The organism is Cognatishimia sp. WU-CL00825 (assembly GCF_040364665.1).
GTDB lineage: Bacteria > Pseudomonadota > Alphaproteobacteria > Rhodobacterales > Rhodobacteraceae > Cognatishimia.
Genome location: NZ_BAABWX010000001.1, coordinates 358,215 through 376,718, shown reverse-complemented (window position 1 = coordinate 376,718; position 18,504 = coordinate 358,215). Strand labels below are relative to the sequence as shown.

Below are 18,504 nucleotides of genomic sequence, written 5' to 3'. Positions count from 1 at the left end.
TTTGGCCATACGACCTTCGTTGCGCTCGAATTAACCACAAAAACCGACAAGATTAAGTCAGTTGTCGGGCAATTGCCGCACTTTGAAAAAATCTTTGCACAGCTTGTGTGAAAACCGTATGGCCATGATAAACCAAGCAAAAGCATCGCGGGAGAATTTTGTGCGTTTTAAGACCGCAAAGGGTGAGATTGCCGTAAATGTGCCAGACCGCGCATCGCTCGAGACTATTGTCCGACAAAAGTTTCAGCAAAAACAAGGGTTTTCTCTGGCGACCTTAAATTTGGATCATCTGGTCAAAATGGCCAAAAGCACTGCTTATTATAAAGTATATCAGGCGCAGGACTACGTCGTTGCCGATGGAAATCCGATTGTCTGGATGTCGCGCCTTGCAGCCAAACCAGTTGATCTGATCCCCGGATCAGAAATGGTGTTACCTCTTGCCCGATGGGCCAGCGAAGAAGGCCGCACGGTGGCGTTATTTGGCAGTAGCCAAAACGCGCTTGAAGCCGCCGCTGACGACCTTAGGCGTCATGTGCCTTCGCTGCAGATTGTTTGCCTAATTGCGCCCTCATTTGGTTTTGACGTAAACAGCGAAACGGCCATTAAATACCTGACACAAATAGAAAGTTCGGGTGCCAGCCTGTGTTTTGTTGCGCTTGGCGCACCCAAGCAAGAAACCTTTGCAATTCATGGCCGCACGCACGCCCCAAGCGTTGGATTTGCAAGTATTGGTGCTGGGCTTGATTTCTTGGCTGGCACCCAAGTGCGTGCGCCAGTTTGGGTGCAAAAAATCGCCTGCGAATGGCTGTGGCGTCTATTGGAAAGCCCGGCGCGAATGTGGCGCCGATATCTGTCGTGTTTCGCAATTCTACCTCACCACTTTGTGCAGTCACTCGCGCAAAGATGGCGCGCGTGAACAAGGGGAATTTTTGGTGTCTGAAACTGTTGAAATCTCTGCCGAAATCCCTGATTGGAATCGTGAGGCTGTACGTTGCTTTTGGGATCCGGGCCCCAAATTGATCCGATCGATCCGCAGGTATCAAGACGCGAAATCGCGTAGCGGTATTTGGGGCCAAATTACCAGCAAGTATTGGGTGCTTGTGCACCGATTTTGGTCGGTGATCACCCAGAGTGAAATTCACCTGCATATGGAGATTGGTGGGGGATTGATGTTGCCGCACCCAACCGGAATCATTCTTCATCCGGATTGTACACTTGGTGTAAACTGTCTTATTTTTCAGCAAGTTACCATTTCAAACGCGGTAAAAGTTGGAGGACATGTCGACTTCGGCGCAGGTGCAAAAATCCTTGGCCCGTTGCAGATCGACGACCATGCCGCTATCGGTGCCAACGCTGTTGTAACACGAGATGTCAAAGCGCACGAAACTTGGGTTGGCATCCCGGCCAAACCGCTTTAACCGCGCATTCGTCCCGGCTAAAGGATAGTCCGTGCCCGCTTTTGTCCCGAAGATACAGGGCCAGAGGTCGTTGGCTCGTTTATCGAACCTTCTGCCACCAATCGACGCGCTCTGACGCTTTCCGCATAGCCCAGTAAGGCGCCGGTCAGCAACCATGTCAGTGGCGACAGCGTGGCGTTGGGCAGTAAATCAACCATGTTCAATGCAAGTAAAAGCGCAATTGCACCTGCCAATGGCGACGGGTGATAAGGCGCTTTTTGCGGCTCTGGATATCGGCGAATAGAGGCCAATGATGATGTCGCGCTGCCTGGCCTTTTTTTGCGCTCCAATGCGATCACCTCACGCCAAAGCAAGAAGATCGGCAGTGACAGCAAACCAAACTCCGCCAACAATCCAACCCAACCAAACACGCCGATTGTGACCACCCAGCGCCCATCAGAAACAGACAGAATTTCGCCGGTTATTGGGTTGTGTACATGATTGCGGCCCCAAGTGCCCCAGCCAAAAACGGGCTTCTCATTTGCTCGATCAAGTAAAATCCTCTCGTTGTCTAAGCGGAACTTCAACGAACCTGCACGGTCATCGCTGGCCTGACCGGCAAGAGCAACAACTTGTTTCTCAGGAACTAAGTCCAGACTTTTAACAACCGGATAAGCAATTGTTAATGCGGCCAAAACCACGGCCACCCGTAATTGCATACGCCATGCGGACAGACCAACAAACAACAGCATAACTATAGCATATAAAAATGGCCCCAAGGTTTTGCTCAGAACCAAAACCCCAAACATGAAAACACCCGCTACAAGAAACCAAGGTCGGTTCTTACTGTCGCTTTGACGCATCAAAATAATCGCAGATGAAAACGTTACCATTGCCAGCATTGCTGCCCAAATACCGTGCGACAGGAATACAATGGATCTAAACCCGTCCCCACGTACCATCTGTTCAAACATATGTTGGAAATAGCCGTAAATCCAAAGATTTAGCTGCGGGCTAAGGCGAATTTCAAGAAGCATCGGAAAGGCATAGATCACACCGGAAATCACAAAAGCGATTAAGATGTCACGCAGATCCTCTTTGGTCCTTAGCAAAATGCGCGCTAAATTAAAGCTAATCAACACCATTGCCTGATTGATGATCAAGGCCAACATGTCCATTGCATAGAGCCCGCGCAAACCAGACGTGGCAAAAAGTATAGGCTCTGGATTGGTTATCACGGTCAAAATCGGGCTGAAGACAAAAACCAGCATCAGAATTTTGCCCATTGGCGTTTGCGGCAACAAAGTTACCTTTTGACCGGCCATGAAAACCACAAGAAACAGGGCGACCACATTTGGCAGCGTGTCTTTGTTTAAGGGTGGCATAAGCGGTAAATCGATAGCAGCGGGAAAAGGCGGCAGCAGCAAATAGGCACCTAAAAACGACCAGATCACCGCCCGGCCAAGGGGTAACCTGCGAAACAAAAAGAGCATGACCAAAGGCCAAGCCAATAATGCAAAAAAGGCGATGCTGTTTGGCATGCTGCGCCTGCGTCCCTGTTATCCATGGTCTAGTACGGAAACGCGCTGTGCTGGCGGGCCAGGACAACGCGTGTTGCTAGTCATGAATCAATTTGACAGAAAATCACGCCATTTTCATGGCGTCACTTTGGTTCAAAGCGAAATATTGCTTAGTGACCGGTCGCTGAAAAAACAACGGCTACAGTGCGCGCCATAATCGCCAGGTCCGTGCCAAGGCCTAGTTCTGTGTGATATTGGTTGTCGTAGAAGGCGCGCTGCGAAAAGCTTGCTTCGTTTCGTTCTGACACCTGCCACAAACCAGTTATGCCAGGGCGCATATCGTAATATGCACGACCAGGATAAATCTCTTTCTGGCAAGGCATCATCGGGCGCGGACCAACCATCGACATTTCACCGGTCAAAACATTCAACAGCTGTGGAAGTTCATCCAAAGACGTTTTGCGGATAAAGCGACCAACAGACGTGATGCGTGGATCGTGCTTAAGTTTCTGCATCAAATCCCATTCACGGCGAGCTTCTGGGTCCTGCGCCAGATGTTGGGACAACAACGCATCTGCATTCGGCACCATGCTGCGCAATTTGATCATGTGGAACTCTCGGCCGTTCTTACCGACGCGTTTTTGCAGATAAAACGGTGACTTGCCGTCGCGCATGATAAAGACCGACAGCAACGCCACTATAGCGAGCACTGGCACAGCCAAAAGCGCTACGACCAACAGGTCGAAAAACCGTTTTAGGCTGTCGCGATACAATCCGCGAAGCGAACTGTCTGCAGATTTGGGCAACGCGACATCGCGCCGTTCGAAATATGCCATCCCATTTCCCTTCCCAGGAATGAGTTCACCTTATGCCCTCGTGCCACACAGAATATGCGACATGTCTCATCGAGGTTGCAGGAGTTTTGTCTCACCTTATTTGTGCCCCAAATGTCAATTGCTTGACGTTAGGTAAGACAGTTCCATTTAAACTTTGGTTTACTCGTAATTGGTCAACTTCCATATTCACTTTAGCAAATGTGTCAAAAATCGTCCAGAAATTTGCGCTGCACGCATAGGTATAGCTCGTTGTTTTTAAACAATTTTCTGTAAATTGAGCTTTGACTTGGCATATTCAACGCACATTTTTCACCTAATTCAGGCTTAATTCTTCAATATTCGCAACTAATGAACCTTTATGCCGTAAATTGTTGCCAAAATGGAAATAAGCATTGTTTCTCTCTGGATGCCAAAGCGCAGAATTTGCACACACTTTACCGCAAATACGACGACAGATCGCAACCATAGGAAGAAGGTGTTAAGAATCGATTCGACGCTAAGTTATTGCCAAACAAAAAAAGGCGCCATTAAGGCACCTTTTCATAACACAAAATTTGGATGATCTTTAACGCGCGGATACAACCGCAAGGACCATCACACATGCCACTACAAAAACGATTATCCCAACGATCCAAAATGCGCGACGCCAAGCGCGTTCGCGGGCCACTTGCACATTTGGAATGACCGCAACAGCGCGAAGCCCCAGATGGCGTTCAAGCTGATGTTCCGTGCGGATAATCGGGTTTCGCATCTCTAGAAAGCCAACCACGAGCAATCCAGCAATTGCGCTCAGGATACAGCCCAAAAAGGCAATGCGTTTGCGGTTAGGTGCAACAGGTTTTTCAGGTACGACCGCGCGTTCAAGCACGCGAAAACTCTCACCCTGCTGGCTAGCTTGTAGCATTAAACTCATTTCTGCTTCGGCCTGGTTGCGTGTGATAATTTGATATTGATCGGTCAATTTTTGCAGCTGCCGCTCAAGGCCGCTCAGTTCACGCTCGACTTCGGGTGCCTGACGCACCAATGCTTCGATCACGTCGATCCGTCGGTCCAATAGTTCGGACTGTTGGTTCAATTGCGCAACTCGATTTTCAAAAGCCGCATTCCGTGCGCCACGCAACCCTGTATTCAACTCAACAAATTCGCGCTCCAATTCAAGCTTTTCTTGCTGCAGCAACAGCAATTGTTCGCGTTGCCCATTCAGTCCAGCAGTTAAAAACTCAGCGTTGTCACGTTTGAAATCAGCAACTGTGATTTCTAGTTTCTCGATGGTTGCCCCAATACGGCTTTCTTCGCTTACAAAGAAATCGAGAGTCTCTTGCGCGCGCCCGGCACGACGGCTTTTGTTTTGTTCTAGTACATTGCTAACCAGTTCGTTGGCAACTTGGGCTGCCAACTCGGGATCGCCAAGGCGCACCACAATATTCAAAGCCGTCGGAATGATGTCAGGCCGCCACGCTAGAGCAGGATCTGAGACACGCGACACGCCCGCAGCTTCACGCAAAGCGACGACCTTTTCGTTGTCGCTCATTTCCGGAAATTCGCTATAAAGGTCGAGTTTGTCGATAATAACCAACAGATTATCGCGCGACATTACCCTTTGCTCGATAATCTGCAATTGCTGCAAAGTACGCGCGTTAACCGTGTCGCCTGCCCCCATGGACTGCTGCACTTGAGGCTGTTCAATTTGAATGATTGCCGTTGTTTCGAAAGATCGTGGCAGGCTTAACGCATAAAACAACGACGCGGCCACACCAAGGGCGATAACCATCGCTAACAATACTATATGGCGCAAAATTGCGCTCAAAATTTCGTCGACTGTGGCCAGGCGTTTCATGTTGCTGCTCGTATCCTCTGCCCGTTCTAGGCTCGCGGTGTATTTTTACCCGCATCATTATTGATCTTGCGCTATCTATGACAGCCCAATGTGTTTATCCCATGACCGAAGTTGGAAAGCCTGAATCCTCACCAACGCCCTCAGAAATATAACAAATGCTTACCAATTGTTCGCCAACAAGATTTGTAAGTCCCTGAAATACCGTGCCTTTGGCAAAGCCAGGGACATCGCGCATAAGGCGTGCTTCAAAACCACCCTGTTTGTCGAAAACAATGCTAAGCGACTGAAAATCAAATATTTCTTTGCTAACCGTGTACTGGCACTTATAAATCGCTTCTTTTGCGCAAAAGAAACGCCGCGCCACGATACCACGCGACTGAAATGGTAATTGACGCAACCAGGCTAGCTCTTCTGGGCGGCAAATCCGCGCAAACAGCTCTGCCTCCAGGGGCAAGGCAGGTTCAATATCAATGCCAAGGGCTTGGTAACGGTCGCGCTCAGCGACAATCGCGATGCAAGACTTTTCATCATGCGAAATACTGCCGACCACGGCACGTGGCCAAACCGGTGCGCGATCATCGCCCATCGGAACTGCGGATGGCGCTCGGCCCAATGCCTGCAATGCCTTTCGGGCAGCCGCACGTCCATTTGCAAACTCTGTGCGCCGCTTTGGTTGTGCGCTGGCCATTGCAGACTCTTCCGCTGGCCAAAGAGGTTCTGGGTCTGCCTTGGGCGATGTCACAGCGACAGCAACGCCGACAGGGGCCATCACCCGCGCAGCCATTTCCAACATAGATAAACGTCTCATTTGCATGCTCATGACAATTTTTCCCTTCGACGTGCTCGCATTGCGCGGCGTTTTGACATAGCGTCCTGGCGTGATTGCGCCCGATCCGTTTCTGCCGGTGTTGCCGCATTTTTATTTAGGTTTGTTTGATCCGGTGCCGCCTGCGCACCGGTAAGCTTCTCGACCCGTCCGGCCAATGACGCCAGCGTCGGGAAACGAAAAATATCTGTGATCGACAATTGTTTATGCCCCAAAGTTTCACGCATTTCTCGATGCGCCTGCACCGCTAAAAGGCTGTGTCCCCCGAGATCAAAAAAATTGTCGGACGTGGAAATATTTTGCACACCCAATATCCGGGACCACACCTCGGCGATACCCTGGGCGACAGTAGTTTGAGGTGCGTCCTGCGGTGCAACATTCAGCGGCAAGGCGCGTTTTTTCGGTGCAGGCAAAGCATTGCGATCGACCTTTTTATTTGGGGTCAGGGGCAATGCTTCAAGCATTTCAAAGTGACTGGGTATCATATAATCAGGCAAGGTAGCGGCTAAGTAAGCCTTCAATTTCGCCTCATCGGCATCCCCTTGAATGTATGCAACCAAACGCGGATCTCCACGCGCATCTTCCCTTGCAATAACAACCGCTTGTGACACATTGTTAAATTTAGATATTAAGTTCTCAATTTCGCCAAGTTCAATACGATACCCGCGCAATTTCACTTGGTGATCAGCCCTGCTTAGGAAATCTAGACCGCCGTCCAAACGTGCACGCACAAGATCGCCCGTCCGGTACAAACGCTCGCCATCCCCAAAAGGACTCTGAACAAAGCGGTCCGCAGTCAGGGCTTCTTGTTTCCAATACCCTCGTGTCACGCCGGCACCGCCAATGTAGAGTTCGCCAGAGACCCCTAAGGCAACTGGCTGCATGTCAGCGTCCAAAATGTAGAGTACAGTGTTGGCAACTGGTCCCCCAATTTGAACAGTACCGGGAACGACATTTGCAGGGGCTGTTGTGGACCAAACGGTGGTTTCCGTTGGACCATACATGTTGGTGATCTGCGCTGAGGTGCAGGCGTTAAGGTCCTGCACCAACCCCCCCGAAAGCGCTTCTCCACCAAGAAAGAGATGCTTGATTTGACTGAGTGCCGTTGTCGCCTCTTCGTTCAGGGTCAACATGCGTGCCATCGAAGGCGTGCATTGCATATGCGTGACCTTATGGCGTAAAACTTGCGCTGCAATAGACACATCATTTTCAGCAACGCCGCCTGTCTGATTTGCAGCTTTTACCACCTGCGCCAAAGGCTTGAGGCCCTCGAGCACATCGGAATTTGCAATGCCGTAGTCAATGAGACAAGCAATTTCGGTGACGCCAATTTTCTTAAGGTCCTCTGCGCGTTGCACACAATCGTCGATGGTGCCGAACATGCCAGAGTCTTCAAAATAGCGCATGAACGCGAATTCCAGAATGCTGTCCAGTTCTTCGTCGCTCAGAATGCCCAAGTCCAGCTCGAATGGGTTGTTGACACCTTTGGGCTTTTTGAACGCCGGAAACGCCCATGCGTATTGCTTGATCAGGCCAGCCGCTGCGCGCAAATAATCTTTCATAGGCTCGCGTGCCATTTCGCGTGCGACCTCTCGATCAGCCCCTACAAATGTATGCAACATCAACGTGATCTTAAAGTCCGCAGGATCGTGCCCGGCGTCGCGAAGCGCCGCTTTGTATAGCTTTATCTTTTCGCCAACTTCTTCGATACTTTGCCCCAGCAAATGGGTCAAAACATGACACCCGTTGCGACCTGCATCTTTCCAGGTTTCCGGATTTCCAGCAGTTGTAACCCAAATTTCAGGCTGTGCAGAAATTGGGCGAGGCTGGGTAACAGCGGCAAACATTCCACCGTCTTGGCGGGCAAATTCAACGGCCTCGCCTTTCCAAAGCTTACGCAGATCAGCAATTTGCTGAAACATTGCGGGCTTGTTGTTTGGCGGTGTGTTTTCTGGGCGCAAAACAAAATCATCGGGCTGCCAGCCACTCGCAATCGCAAGCCCGGCCTGTCCGTTTGTCAGGTTATCTATCACGGCCCATTCTTCTGCGATGCGCGCCGTATGATGCAAAGGCGCGACGCAACTGCCAGCACGTACACCTATATTCTTGGTCACGGCGGCAACTGCGGCCCCAGTCACCGAAGGATTTGGGTAAGGTCCACCAAAAGCATGAAAATGCCGCTCTGGCGTCCAGACCGCACAAAACCCATTTTCGTCTGCAAATTTTGCACCTTCAAGCAGCAAATCATATTTGTTTGCGCCTGAAACATCATCATTGCCCCAGTAATACAGGCTAAACTCCATACCCTGTTCGCTGGTGCCCACAGGACCATCAGAAATCTGTGTAGCGCTTTCATCACCACTAAGAACCAACTTAAATCCGCGTGATAGCGTATAAAACAATTCCAACACTGAAATATCAAAAGACAGGCTTGTGACAGCCATCCACGTTGCCTGCTCGCAATGCGGGATTACCTCATCCATAGCCGCAAAGAAATTTGCCACATTACGATGCTCTACCATGACGCCTTTGGGACGACCTGTCGAACCAGAGGTGAATATCAAATAAGCAAGGTCCTGACCATTTACGCCAGCTTCTAAATCGTTTTCTGACGCCTGTGTTATACTTGGGTCAACGTCGATCAGCAAAATTTGTGCATCAGAGGCTGGAAGAGTATCCGCGATTGATGATTGCGAAATAATATGCTTTGCCGCGCTGTCTTGCACGTAAATGGCCAGACGGTCCGCTGGAAACCCTGGATCCAGCGGCAAGTATACCGCACCGGACTTGAGGATCGCAAGACAAGCGATGATCAGGTCCAGCGAGCGTTTGCAGTGTACACCGACTATATCGCCCTTGCTGACGCCCATCTGCACTAACACTTGCGCAGTTTGATTGGCACGGGTTTCTAGCTCGGCATAGGTTAGTTTTTGGTGTTCAAAGACAACAGCTGTAGCATCCGGAGTTTTTTTGGCTTGCTCAGAAATTGCCGCGTGAATGGATTGATCAGGCAGCGGATCATTTTGGTCGTTACGCCACATTGATAACACCGCGCGACGTTCGTCCTCTGGCAACACCTGAAGATCCGAAATTACGCCTGTCGCACCAGACATTTGCGACAAGATCAATTCAAAGCGTGCCACCAAGCGCGCGGCATGGGTTTCCTCTAGCCGGTTGCGATCATAGCGCAGGCGCAGCTTTCCGTCGTTTAGAACGAAATTCATTGCCGCATCTTCAAGCGGCATCGCATCCTGATCAGAAATTATTGCAATATCAGGTGTTTCAAGGCTGCTCAGATTATTATCTCGCGCGATAATATCCAACGCAAAACTGTCCTTACGACGCAGTAATTCGCACGTATGCTGCACTTGATCGACAAGTTCCGAAACCATTTTTTCGGGTGAAAGATCAAAGCCGATTGGCACCCAAGGATTGATGTAACCAACGGCTTTGGATTGACCTGGCTGCACCAGTGCCAGCTGTACAGAATTTTCGGCTCCGCTTGATTTTGCCAATAAGCCGATGGCTGCAATGCAGGCTTGCTCTGTCAACTCAGCTGGCGTTGCAACTGGCAATGCACTCCAGTCAGCTTGCTCTCTATGTGGCGCAATCAGGGGTAACTTGGTGGGCATAAAGTCAGATAGCCACTTGCGCCAAAAGTTATCGTGTTTGGCAACGGCTTGCATCGCGACGGTCAACCCAGCGGTATTTTCCAGAGACGGCAAAGTCTGCCCCTCTTCAACCAGTGTATTGAGGGACACAGCCTTGCCGTTCAAATCTGTAAATCCACCCAAGCGAACAGCGTTTGTTTGGGTAGCGACGGTCAAATGGTTTTCTTCTACTGCCAAAACCTGCCCAGGAGTGCCATTTCTGTTAATAATTTCGGCAAAACCAGTGGCAAAAATTTGGCCTTGCACTGCGATTTTTGGGCAGCACAGCGGATTGAAATACCCACCATGATCAAGACCATGTACTAACGCGACCAGATCCTTAGCTGCTTTTCGAAAATCAAGACGTGCGGCAGCTTCTGGACGCATGTCCAGACCATAATAGTCACGTCCTGCCAAATCCTGAGGTTGGCGCGGTAACTTTTCCGCCTCAAGCGCCGTAACCACATCCGGAAAGCTGTCTATGGCCGCTGAAAAACATTTGGTATTCAAGGTCAAAGCGGTGTCGCGCTCGGTAATCTCAAATTCGCGCTGTACCAGGATGTCACCGGTATCAACGTCGCCCTCAATCATATGCCAGGTGACACCATGCCAGGTTTGGCCAGCGATGCGCGCCCAAACCGGCGCGTTCAAACCCGCGAATTTGGGCAAAGGACCGTCATGGAAATTCACTGCGCCGCGCTGCGCCAGATCCAGCATATCCTGCGGAATTATTTGCAAATTTGCGATGCTCAGCAACCAGTCAAAACCCCGTGTGATTTCGACAAATTTAAGCGGGCCTAGATGCAATGTAACCGGAATGTCTTTGACTTTTGCCCAATCAGAAATTTCAGAATTGCGCGTGACAATTTGGGCAATTTTGTGACCTGAGCTCATCCAAATCTCAGCACACTGTACCAGCAACGACTCGTTGCCAATCAACACTGCTGTCTGAGACGCATTTGCGGATTTGCTCAGTAAACTCATGCCTGCTCTCCATTCAAAGGGCTTAAGCCCTTGGGAAATGATATTTGCCTTGGACGGTTAGAGTTGCCTTTCACCGCCGTTCTCAGGGCATGAAATGCCAGATCATTAAGGAAATATTTGGGCTGGGATATGGAGTTACCTTGAAATAAGCCACGTAGGCGTGGAATACATCCGCCAAGAAGATGCGCCAAAGTCGCGCAGATTTCATAAGCCCGACCATGGTTGCGCCGAAAATAGTGCTGACGGCTATCAAGCCAAAACTGAGGAATTCTCTCCCAGGTTTTCATTCCAGTCGAGACCGATCCAATATGCATGACAGAGCTGTCGCGCACATAGTCAGTAAGCCAGCCTGCCCGCGCCGCGCGCCGACACAGGTCGGTTTCTTCAAAATACAAAAAAAACGCCTCGTCAAACAGGCCGATCTCTTGCAAGACCTGCCCCCTGATCATCATTGATGCCCCAGCCAACCAATCGACAGAGCAAGTCGCCTCTGGAATTGGCAAAGGCACAATTGATCTCTTGAGCAGACGACTTATTGGCCCAAACCGCGCAGCCCCTTCCAGCTCTCCTAAGACCGAGGGGAAACGAAAAGCCGTAAGATGGGCGTCTCCGTCTGGTCCATGTATGTAACTGCCTGCCAATCCGGTTTTGGGGTTATGCTCTAAATGTTGGCACAATATGGAAATTGCGCCTTCTTCGGGAAATGCATCAGAATTCAGAATATAAACATAGTCGGGCACCTTGCCGTCGATGCCTTGGGAAAAACCGTGTCGAATACCAAAGTTATTTCCTGCGCCAAAACCACCATTGTGCCCAGTCTGCAAAACTTGAACGCGAGGCGAGACCCAGCTCTGTTCTTTGACTGCTTTTTGGAGTGCTTCAAATGAACCATCACCGCTGTCATTATCAACGATCAACAAGGTACCGGGCATGTCGTGCATTTCGCGCAAAGCCGCCTCTGCGGCTTTGATGGTCATGGCGGCCGTGCGGAAATTCAATATGACAGTCAATACCGTTGGTTTGGTCATCAATTTGACTCCGCAACTTTTCGAAATGGAACAACAACCTGAGCCGCGCGCTCTGCTTGTTCAATGTTCTTGCGAATATGTGCTGCCATCACCCGCACATTCGGCTCAAGCACCATACTATCGTGATCCCCAGGCACTTCTGTGACACTCAGGTCATCAATCCATTGCCCCCAATCATTGTCAGCCAAAACATAGGCGCGCTGACTATCAACCCAACGATCAGGCCCCACTTGCCATTTGCCAACAAGCGGTGGCCGGTACAGAGCAACTCGCCCCTTCCAAGGTTTAACCTGATATTTCTCAACCGCAGCCAAGAACGAAGCTTCGATTTCAGCATCATGAAACTGGGTATCGGCATTATCACCAGTGGTCGCTGAACTACGTCTCTTGTTGATCTCCCACAGCACACGGTTCTTGATCCAGCGGAAAACATAACCGATGCCCGCCTCTCTAAATTCAAGCTGTTTGATCTTGAACCGATCAGCGCGGCTTAGCGGTCGACGTTGTGGTAGTGGCGTATCCAGCAATACCAAAAGCGACACGTCCTCCCCTGCTTCTTTAAGCTGTCGCGCAATTTCATATGCGGTGATCCCACCACCAGAAAAGCCGCCTAGCATATATGGTCCATCGGGCTGCACCTGCCGCATTTCAGCAATGTAATCAGCCGCGGCATCAACCAAATCATCATGCGGCGCAACATCACCAAACAATCCACGCGCCTGCAGACCAAAGAACGGCCGGTCAGCGCCGATCAGATGCGCCAAGTGCCGTAAATTCAACACGTTACCAAACATTCCGGCCACCAGAAAAAACGGTGTCTTGGACCCCGAATTCGCGACATTTGCCAATGTGTGCATCGGCACCAGATGCGTGTAACGACGTTCCGGAGCTACGGGAACCTCAACCTGCTTTTCGCTTGCTTCGGTTTCATCTTGTGGCCCAATCTTTTCTGAAATGAGCGCAGCGCATTTTTCAATGGTGGGCGCTTCAAACAAAATAGAAATTGGGAATTCGATGCGATAAGCGCGTTTGACCATCGAGAAAAGCCGCACTGCAACCAGCGAATGTCCTCCAAGGTCAAAAAAACTATCCCGAATTCCAACTTGTTCAATCCCCAACAGCTCTTGCCAGAAACCAGCCAATGTACGCTCTAAATCATTGGTTGGCGCGACAAAATCTGTACTTAATTCAGGACGCTCAAACCCCTGATTTTGAGATTGAACTGTTTCATCAACACTCTCCATTTGGGCCATTAACCCATCTATATCCAATGACGAAATAATAATCTGAGATTGGCGCTTGCCCAGCGCCCGACGCAATGCCTCTGGCCCCATAGCAGCAGGTATTCCCTGTGATAGGTTATGTTGCAATCGCCGTTCGTTTGGCGACAAAGGTTGAACGATTGATGCGTCCTCGTCCAACTCTATTTCTGCCACCGTCGGTGCGGGCAGCCCTGCAAAATCAAAGCCTGCTTCAAGGCGTTTAAGCGTCAGGCCATCGACTTCGACACAAATATTTCCCTGACGATCAGCCAACACGACGTCAAAACTTGCAGTGCCTTCTGTGGCAGATCCTCGTACTGCGCTCACCCAACTGACAATTTCGGCAGGCAAGGTCCCATAGTGGCGCAAAGCACCATAGCGAACAGGAACCCAAAGATGATCTGCCGAATACCCGTCGATCAACGACATCGCCCAGCCCGTGCCCAGATCTAACAAACCTGGATGCAAAGAAATGCCAGAAAGTTCATTGCTCAATTCTGGTGCCAGTCGCAGCTCAGCGTAGCCCTCGCCTGATCCAAATGACTGGGACATGAGCACATTCCAATGCGGCCCAAATTTCAAATGGGCTTCTTGAAGACTGCTGAGATGTTTGCCTTCAGAAGCGATCACCGCAGGTGCACAACGCTTGGCAACCAATTGCATGTCAAATAGCTTTGGTTTTGGCAGCGCAACAAACGACACGCGCCCTTCGGCATGCACTATGAACCCATCTTGGTAGTCACCCAATATCTCAACATTATACCCGGCATCTGTTGGCCTTAGCCGCAGGCGTAAACGACGGGTCTCACCGTCAGCAACCTGGAATGGGCGCAAAAACATCAGGTCCCGCACTTCATACGCACGATCTTCATCCAAAGCGCGTATCGCCTCGGCGATCAATTCCAAATAGCCGGTGCCTGGTAAAACTGCATCGTTGTGAATGGTGCGGTGTTGATCAAGCATCCAACAAGACTGCGGGTGCAACTGCGTTGAAAACAAAATAGCACCATCAACTTCAACCTGCACATTCCGCAAAAATGCCGCTGCGACCGGCTTGTCTTGGGCAACGACAACATCGCCAGTGCGATCGGCCATCGCATCTGCAGCCATCCCAACATCCGACCAGATCCCCCAGTTTACCGCAGTGACTTGGGTTTTGTCATTGTTTCGAGATTTCGCGTAGGCATTCAGAAACTCATTGGCGGCTACATAGTCAACTTGGCCCGCGGGCGTGGTCACCGTCGATGTCGATGCAAAAAGTACAAGGAATTCTAATTCCCCATCAGTGAAAACACTGTCTAAAACCATTGTTCCATGCAATTTTGGTGCCAGCACATCTTCGGCATCAGCCGAGGACTTTGCTAGCATTGGCGCATCATCAATGACGCCTGCCGCATGAATGACACCATGAATTGTGCCGAATTTTGCAATGGCCTCCGCTTTGGCTACTTGCATGTCATCGATGTTGCATACATCGCCATGAACAACCAAAAGGTCGCCGCGAAGTTGTTCAAGGCTTTGCACTGCCAGTATTTTGCGGACAACTTTGTCGCTGGACGCACCGAAATGCGTGATGCGCTCCCAGTCTTTCTGTTCAGGCATGGCTTTGCGCGTTTGCAGCACGACGTTAGCCCCGACCTCCAGCATTTCTCGTGCAATGGCGATGCCGATGCCACCAAAGCCGCCGGTGATTAAATATGTTTCTCCAGCCCGCCAAGTTTTTGGCGCCTCAGATTCAAGCGGTTCGCTTTTGAAGGTTTGCTCAAATCGCTTTTCTCCACGATAGGCCACCTGAGCTGAAACTGGTTCGGCGATCAGGTCCTCTAACAATCGATCTGACAAGTTTGGCGCACCCAACTCAATATCGATGCTTGCACATGATACGCCGGTAATTTCGCGCGGCATGACACCTAGAGGGCCTCGAATTGTAGATTTTTCGGGATAAGCAAGCGGCTCTTTTCGCACCTGCACAGCACCATTGGTGACAGTCGTTATATGCAACGGACGCGGCAAGTTTTCTTCCACGATCGCCTGCCCTAAGAACATCAGAGCGTGGAATCCCTGCTCCAAATTTCGGTGGAAAAAACTGCTACCAGGCCGAAACTTTTCGTCCATTGTCAAAAGCCACAAATGCACAACACGGTCTGGTGCCCGCCCATGTGCAATGAGATCCGCAAGCAGTTGATCATATCCTTCACGTCCACGTTCTGGCGCTAAGACATAGGCGTTTTCATCAATTTTTCCAAAGGCATCGCCCGGCACAACAGTGGTCACTGAATGCCCCGCCTGTCGCAAAGCCCTTATTAAGTTTTTGCCAACCTCGGACTGGTCATCAAACACCAGCCAGCCGCGTTTTTCTGCGGCTCCAAGATGCTGAACCACGTCGATTTCGCATTCGGCCAACCGAGGTATCCAGGCCACGCGCGCCCCCCAATCTGCGATATCATCGCGACGCATCAGCTCGCTCTGGCCTTCGACCCGTACTGTGCCTGGTTCAATGAAATACGAAGACCGTTGAAACGCATAGGTTGGCAACACAACACGATTGCGTCGCGCATCTCCCCAGACTTGCGTCCAATCAAAATCAACACCACAGGCCCAAAGCCGGCCAAGCATACCCATAAAATATAGGTCATCTTCGATTTTTTCATCTGGATGGCGCAGGCTGCTTAACGATTTATCGTTCCCGACAGCATTGTGCATTCGTGCCAGCGAACTCAGCGCTTTACCAGGGCCGACTTCAAGAAAAACGCGACCGGCAGTCTTGGACAGCGTATCAATGCATTTTGCAAACTGCACGGTGCCCCGAAGATGTTGCACCCAGTACTCGGGGTCAGTGGCTTGTTCTGCCGTCAGCGTTTGCCCCGTTTGGTTTGACATCACCGGAACCTGCGGAGCCTGCAATTCTATGCTGCGCAGATAGTCGCCAAAATCCCTCAGAATTGGATCTAACATGCGCGAGTGAGCTGCAATGTTAATTGGAATAGAATGCACTTCTATATCTTGTTTTGCTAGCCGAGCCTGCAGAGCGTCAAGCGCTGCTTGCGGGCCAGATACAACTGTTAGATCCTTGGCATTTTCACCGGCGACATCAAGCTCCTGACCAAGAAAAGGTGTGATTTCCGAACGTGACAATGGCACGCTTAGCATGCCACCTTCTGGCACTGTATCAAAGAGCTGCCCCCGCAATAAAACAAGCCCGATGCAATCTTCAAACGATATCACACCCGCTAGGCAGGCGGCTGTGTTCTCGCCCATTGAATGACCAACCAAAGCTGTTGGGGTTACGCCCCAACTGATCCACAATTGAGCCAATGCGTATTCGACAATCATGATCAAGGGCAATTGAACAGAAGGTTGCTTTAACCGTTCGTTTGCTTCAGATTCCGATTGGTTTTCTGCCAACCAGAGAGCACGCACATCATAGTCAACCTTCGCTTGAAGGATATCTAAGCCGCGATCCATCCAGTCGTGAAACACCGGCTCAGTCTCATAAAGATCGTGGCCCATGCGCAGATACTGTGCCCCTCCTCCTGGGAACATGAACACAACTTCTGGGTTTGCATGATCTGCGACATGGTTAAAGACCCGGTTAGTGTCTTCAGCTTCTAAAAGCGCTGCGGCCTCTTCATGGGTTTCTGCGACCACCACGCGGCGGTTTTCAAACGCACGGCGTCCGTTTTTTAGCGTATATGCAATATCGGCCAGAGGTTGCTCTGGGTGCGCGCGCAGATGCGCGGCCAAACGCGCTGCGTTTGCGTCTACGGCTTTTTTGGATCGCCCCGAAATCGTCAGTATGTGAAACGGCCAATCCGCTTGTTCGGATGGCTCTGAAACCGGGGCTTCTTCCAGCACCACATGTGCATTAGTCCCCCCCACACCCAATGAATTCACCCCTGCCCGGCGCGGTCCTTTGTGGCTGACCCAATCTGAAAGTTTATCGTTTACTGTGAATGGGCTATGTTCAAAATCTATCGCAGGATTGGGCTTCTCGTAGCCTAGGCTTGGCGGCAACTGCTTATGATGCAATGAAAGTGCGGTTTTGATCAGGCTTGCAGCACCAGCAGCTGTATCTAAATGGCCTATATTGGTTTTCACCGAGCCAAGCCGGCAAAAAGCCCTGTCTTCTGTGGTCTCGCGAAATGCCTCGGTCAGCGCTGCAACTTCAATTGGGTCACCCAAATAGGTGCCAGTGCCATGACACTCAACATAATCGATTGTATCCGCGGAAATGTCTGCGATGGCCTGCGCGTCAGCTATGGCAGCTGCCTGGCCATCAACTGATGGTGCAAGATAGCCTGCCTTTGCGGATCCATCGTTATTGACAGCAGAGCCACGGATGACACCCCAAATGTGATCTCCGTCTGCTAGCGCATCTGAAAGGCGGCGCAGCACAACGACCCCGGCACCGCTACCAAAAACTGTGCCTTGCGCACGATGGTCAAACGCATGGCAATGTCCGTCAGGAGAAAGAATTTCGCCGTCCTCAAAAATATACCCACGTTTGTGTGGCAGTTCGATTGTCACCCCACCCGCCAGTGCCATATCACATTCGCCATTTAACAAAGATTGGCATGCATAGTGGGCCGCAACCAAGGAGGTTGAGCAGGCCGTCTGCAAATTTAGACTAGGACCTTTCAGGTCAAGAAAATGGCTTAAGCGCGTAGAGAGAAAATCTTTGTCATTGCCAGTATGGCGCAACAAAAACATTCCGGTGCTGTCTACAAGCTCGCGATTTGAGCAAATATTGAAATAGAAATAACTCCCCATGCCGCAACCGGCAAAAACCCCAATGGGCCCCTCAAAATTCTCCGGCATATGCCCCGCTGTTTCCAGCGCTTCCCAACTGACCTCTAGAAACTGGCGATGTTGAGGATCCATGATTGCGGCTTCTTTAGGGCTCAGTCCGAAAAACTCTGCATCGAATTTCTCAAAATCATCGAGCACCGCAGCTGACGGCACATAGTTTTTGTTGTTGATTTTTGACAAAGGTTCACCTGCTTCTAGCAGTTCTTCTTTTGTCAGTTGGGTGATAGACTCAACACCGTCGCGCAGATTGGCCCAATAAGCATCCAATGTATCAGAGCCAGGCAGATGTGCGGCCATGCCAACAATTGCAATGTCGTTTTCAGTCCAGTGATCTGCTGCAGTTTTCAACACCATA

The 18,504-nt window shown here is 50.6% G+C and carries 9 protein-coding genes; 2 read left to right on the top strand and 7 right to left on the bottom strand.

What is annotated here, in order from left to right:
* The first annotated feature begins 160 nt into the window (after window positions 1–160).
* Together ABXG94_RS01805 and ABXG94_RS01800 are read left to right on the top strand one after the other, a co-directional pair.
* Window positions 161–916 carry a WecB/TagA/CpsF family glycosyltransferase gene (locus ABXG94_RS01805; RefSeq protein WP_353531948.1) on the top strand — a complete coding sequence of 252 codons (756 nt, stop codon included), beginning with the start codon at window positions 161–163 and terminating at the stop codon, window positions 914–916.
* 16 nt (window positions 917–932) lie between these two features.
* The gene (locus ABXG94_RS01800; RefSeq protein ID WP_353531947.1) at window positions 933–1,418 is read left to right on the top strand and encodes a serine acetyltransferase; all 486 of its coding nucleotides are present in this window, start codon (window positions 933–935) and stop codon (window positions 1,416–1,418) included.
* Between the two features lie 17 nt (window positions 1,419–1,435).
* Here the strand turns inward: ABXG94_RS01800 and ABXG94_RS01795 are convergent, their stop codons facing one another.
* The 7 genes from ABXG94_RS01795 to ABXG94_RS01765 all read right to left on the bottom strand — a co-directional run bounded on the left by ABXG94_RS01795 (window position 1,436) and on the right by ABXG94_RS01765 (window position 18,503).
* Window positions 1,436–2,938 carry an O-antigen ligase family protein gene (locus ABXG94_RS01795; RefSeq protein WP_353531946.1) on the bottom strand — a complete coding sequence of 501 codons (1,503 nt, stop codon included), beginning with the start codon at window positions 2,936–2,938 and terminating at the stop codon, window positions 1,436–1,438.
* Between the two features lie 149 nt (window positions 2,939–3,087).
* Complete coding sequence (locus ABXG94_RS01790) at window positions 3,088–3,753, bottom strand: sugar transferase (protein WP_353531945.1); 666 nt, start codon at window positions 3,751–3,753, stop codon at window positions 3,088–3,090.
* A gap of 565 nt (window positions 3,754–4,318) precedes the next feature.
* The gene (locus ABXG94_RS01785; protein ID WP_353531944.1) at window positions 4,319–5,590 is read right to left on the bottom strand and encodes a GumC family protein; all 1,272 of its coding nucleotides are present in this window, start codon (window positions 5,588–5,590) and stop codon (window positions 4,319–4,321) included.
* A gap of 94 nt (window positions 5,591–5,684) precedes the next feature.
* A complete protein-coding gene (locus ABXG94_RS01780; RefSeq protein ID WP_353531943.1) occupies window positions 5,685–6,398 on the bottom strand; it encodes a 4'-phosphopantetheinyl transferase family protein in 714 nt (237 codons plus the stop codon).
* Between the two features lie 8 nt (window positions 6,399–6,406).
* Window positions 6,407–11,050: a MupA/Atu3671 family FMN-dependent luciferase-like monooxygenase gene (locus ABXG94_RS01775; protein ID WP_353531942.1), complete on the bottom strand. Its 4,644-nt coding sequence runs from the start codon at window positions 11,048–11,050 to the stop codon at window positions 6,407–6,409.
* Window positions 11,047–12,078, bottom strand: a complete 1,032-nt coding sequence (locus ABXG94_RS01770) for a glycosyltransferase family 2 protein (RefSeq protein ID WP_353531940.1) — start codon at window positions 12,076–12,078, stop codon at window positions 11,047–11,049. Before ABXG94_RS01770 ends, ABXG94_RS01775 begins: the two co-directional genes overlap by 4 nt.
* Window positions 12,078–18,503, bottom strand: a complete 6,426-nt coding sequence (locus ABXG94_RS01765) for a beta-ketoacyl synthase N-terminal-like domain-containing protein (protein ID WP_353531939.1) — start codon at window positions 18,501–18,503, stop codon at window positions 12,078–12,080. The genes ABXG94_RS01770 and ABXG94_RS01765 overlap by 1 nt, the downstream gene beginning before the upstream one ends.
* Window position 18,504 lies beyond the last annotated feature (1 nt).

What these genes read in the sequence shown, in the direction of transcription:
- ABXG94_RS01770 (WP_353531940.1), bottom strand. Translation starts at nt 12,078, where the DNA reads ATGACCAAACCAACGGTATTGACTGTCATATTGAATTTCCGCACGGCC.
- ABXG94_RS01775 (WP_353531942.1), bottom strand. Translation starts at nt 11,050, where the DNA reads ATGAGTTTACTGAGCAAATCCGCAAATGCGTCTCAGACAGCAGTGTTG.
- ABXG94_RS01780 (WP_353531943.1), bottom strand. Translation starts at nt 6,398, where the DNA reads ATGAGACGTTTATCTATGTTGGAAATGGCTGCGCGGGTGATGGCCCCT.
- ABXG94_RS01785 (WP_353531944.1), bottom strand. Translation starts at nt 5,590, where the DNA reads ATGAAACGCCTGGCCACAGTCGACGAAATTTTGAGCGCAATTTTGCGC.
- ABXG94_RS01795 (WP_353531946.1), bottom strand. Translation starts at nt 2,938, where the DNA reads ATGCCAAACAGCATCGCCTTTTTTGCATTATTGGCTTGGCCTTTGGTC.
- ABXG94_RS01790 (WP_353531945.1), bottom strand. Translation starts at nt 3,753, where the DNA reads ATGGCATATTTCGAACGGCGCGATGTCGCGTTGCCCAAATCTGCAGAC.
- ABXG94_RS01765 (WP_353531939.1), bottom strand. Translation starts at nt 18,503, where the DNA reads ATGGTGTTGAAAACTGCAGCAGATCACTGGACTGAAAACGACATTGCA.